4 protein-coding genes are annotated in these 3,173 nt (G+C 61.1%); 3 read left to right on the top strand and 1 reads right to left on the bottom strand.

The window, feature by feature from the left end:
• Window positions 1-73 precede the first annotated feature (73 nt).
• Window positions 74-967 carry a transcriptional regulator CynR gene (gene cynR / locus OX89_RS17085; protein WP_018079686.1) on the bottom strand — a complete coding sequence of 298 codons (894 nt, stop codon included), beginning with the start codon at window positions 965-967 and terminating at the stop codon, window positions 74-76.
• A 111-nt stretch (window positions 968-1,078) separates the two neighbouring features.
• On the opposite strand from cynR, the gene OX89_RS17080 reads away from it, so the two are divergent.
• The 3 genes from OX89_RS17080 to OX89_RS17070 all read left to right on the top strand — a co-directional run.
• Complete coding sequence (locus tag OX89_RS17080; protein ID WP_018079681.1) at window positions 1,079-1,741, top strand: carbonic anhydrase; 663 nt, start codon at window positions 1,079-1,081, stop codon at window positions 1,739-1,741.
• A gap of 32 nt (window positions 1,742-1,773) precedes the next feature.
• The gene (cynS, locus tag OX89_RS17075) at window positions 1,774-2,244 is read left to right on the top strand and encodes a cyanase (protein WP_018079680.1); all 471 of its coding nucleotides are present in this window, start codon (window positions 1,774-1,776) and stop codon (window positions 2,242-2,244) included.
• Window positions 2,245-2,410: 166 nt separating this feature from the next.
• The coding region (locus OX89_RS17070) for an MFS transporter (RefSeq protein ID WP_047351520.1) at window positions 2,411-3,173 on the top strand (763 nt) is incomplete at its 3' end.

Raw genomic sequence — 3,173 nt, 5'->3', positions numbered from 1 at the left:
GCTTTGCGTACCGTCACTTATTGCACTGAAAACGAGGAGACCCCGGCCAGCGACCCGGTGCAGCGCATGCGCATCAGGTCAACGCCGCATCGGCAATGATGCCTTCAATCAATCCGGCGAAGGCCAAGGCCGCCGCACTCTGGTAGCTCTCCCTGCGCCGCAGAAGGGCCACGGTGCGGTGCGGCAAGGCGGGATCGAGCGCAATATTCCTGAGCCCGGCGTTTTCACGCGTGATCGCATCCGGCAGTATCGTCGCCATGCCCCCGCGCCGGACAATTTCAACCACCGCATTGATGCTATTTGCTTCAATCAGAATTTTCGGGGCAATCCCCTGCTTGTACAAATAGGCATCGACATAGGTGCGCGTCGCAAAATCAGCCGATAACAGCGCCAGCGGCTCCCGCTCCAGGTCGCGCGGGGTGATCGGCCCGGCACGCTGCGCAAACGGGTGGTTCACGCCGACCACAATGCTGAGCTTCTCGGCAAACAGGGGGCGGCACTCTATCTCTGCCGAGCGCACCGGACTGAAGGCGATGCCGAGATCGATCGCGTCGTCGGCCAAAGCCAATTCGAGGGCATCCAGGGACATTTCATTGATGCACAGCGCGATCCCCGGATGGCGGGCGCTGAAACCCGCGATCAGCGGCCCTACCAGATAGGACGTAAAAGTCGGCGTCATTGCCAGGCGCAGAGTGCCGCGCCGCAGGTCGCGCACGTCATGCACGGCACGCTCTCCGGCTTCCAGCTCCCGCAACGCCCTGCGTGCATAGCCGATGTAGGCCGCGCCGGCATCGGTCGCGCGCACGGTCCGGCCGGTTCTATCCAGCAACTGCGTCCCAAGCGCCTCTTCCAACTGCCTGATCTGCTGCGACAGCGTGGGCTGCGAAACATGCAGCGCCTCGGCGGCGCGCGTGAAATTGCGGTGCTCTGCCACCGCGAGAAGGTAACGTATGTGGCGCAATAGCATGCTTGGCAACTATAGGAAATTATTATGGATTTGATTGTATATCGGTCTTGGACTCAATAGCTGAATCGCTCCATCATGGCAGCATTACTTCATCACACAAGGAGCAAGGCCATGAAGTCCATCGTCGAGGGGGTCTTGAAATTTCAGCAGCATGCCTTCCCGGGACTGTCTGCCCTTTTCAAGGAGCTGGCTACCACCCAAAGCCCAAGCGCTCTCTTTATTACCTGTTCCGATAGCCGGGTCGTGCCTGAATTGCTGACCCAGCAAGATCCGGGCGACATCTTTGTGATTCGCAATGCCGGCAACATTGTGCCGTCTTACAGCCAGGAACCCGGGGGCGTTACCGCCACGGTCGAATACGCGGTGGCGGAATTGGGCGTCACCGATATCGTGGTCTGCGGCCATTCGGATTGCGGCGCCATGACGGCGATTTCCAGCTGCAAGTGCCTGGACCATTTGCCGGCCGTTGCCAGCTGGTTGCGCCACGCCGACTCGGCAAAGGTAGTCAATGCATCGCGCACCCATCTCTCTGCTGCAGCGCGCCTGACTTCGATGGTGCGCGAAAACGTGATTGCCCAATTGGTCAATCTCAAGACCCATCCTTCGGTGGCGCTGGCGCTGGAGCAGGGCCGGCTCAACCTGCACGGCTGGGTCTACGACATCGAAACAGGTTCCATTGTGGCGCTGGATGGCGAGAGCAATCGCTTCGTTTCACTCGCCGAATTTCCACAAACTATTGCCACGCAGTCAAAGCGTGGCGCTTTGGTCGCTTGACCGTCTCTTCCTCACTGAAAAAGGACAACACCATGCAACAATCGAATGTGTATCAGGATCCCCGCCTTGCGCTCACCGCGCGCGTCATCGCTGCCAAGGCACTCCAGGACCTGTCCTGGCAGCAGCTGGCTGCCGGAACCGGGCTCAGCGTTGCCTATGTCACGGCAGCGCTGCTGGGGCAGCACGCACTGCCGAAGGCCGCCGCCGAGATCGTTTGCGCCCACTTGGGGCTGGATGCAGCGGATGTTGCGCAACTGCAAACCATCCCGCTGCGCGGCAGTATCGCCGGCGGCATTCCGACTGACCCGACCATCTACCGCTTCTACGAAATGGTCCAGATCTACGGCACCACCCTGAAGGCGCTGGTGCACGAACAGTTCGGCGACGGTATCATTAGCGCGATTAATTTCAAGCTGGACATCAAAAAAGTCGAAGACCCGGAAGGCGGCTCGCGTGCGGTAATCACGCTGGACGGGAAATTCCTGCCCAATAAGCCGTTCTGAGGCGCTTCGCCCCGCGACAGTCACATCCTGCGCGGGACAGCTTTTTGCCAGGGCCATGACCGATGCCGCAGGGAGTCCTTCCGGACTGCCATGCCATCGGCCGATGGCCCTTTTCTCGCCCATCCGCCTTTTAAAACCAGATCGACATGCCGACCCAGAAACGCGGATGACCCTGCTGTTTGCCATCGCTTGCGGCACCATCATCGGAAACATTTATTACGCACAGCCGCTGCTCGCCGCCATCTCCGACACCTTTGGCCGCTCGCCGACCAGCCTCGGCCTTCTGGTCACGCTCACCCAGCTGGGCTATGCCTGCGGCCTGGTCCTGATCGTGCCGCTGGGCGATGTGCTCAATCGCCGCATCCTGATCGTCACGCTGCTGCTGGCAAGCGTGCTGGCACTGCTTGCGGTCGCCGCCAGCCCGACCTTCCTGTTGTTTGCCATCGCCAGCCTGTTCGTCGGCGTGACTACCTGCTCGACCCAATTGCTGGTGCCGTTCGCGGCTTCCCTGGCCGATGCCAAGGAGCGCGGCCGGGTGGTCGGCACCGTGATGGGCGGCCTGCTGCTGGGGATTCTGCTGGCGCGCACCGTATCCGGCCTGATCGCCCAATTGGCCGGCTGGCGCATGGTCTACCTCATCGCCGCCATCGTGGTGCTGCTATTGACCGCGCTACTGGCGCGCGCATTGCCCGGGGACCAACGCAAGATTCCGTTTGCCTACGGCACCTTGATGAAATCGCTGCTGACGCTGGTGCGCGACCATCCGGCGCTGCGCTTGCGCTCGCTGTATGGGGCGCTGGCCTTTGCCTGCTTTAGCGTGTTCTGGACCGGGCTGACCTTCCTGCTCAGCCAGGCGCCGTACAATTTCTCCGAAGGCCAGATCACGGATAGGAAATTCAACCGCATGAGGCCAAGTATGGCACGAGTTT

This window comes from Diaphorobacter sp. J5-51, assembly GCF_001023515.1.
Taxonomy (GTDB): Bacteria; Pseudomonadota; Gammaproteobacteria; order Burkholderiales; family Burkholderiaceae_C; genus Diaphorobacter; species Diaphorobacter nitroreducens.
Note: the sequence above shows the minus strand (reverse complement) of the source record. Positions and strands in the feature narration are given on the sequence as shown.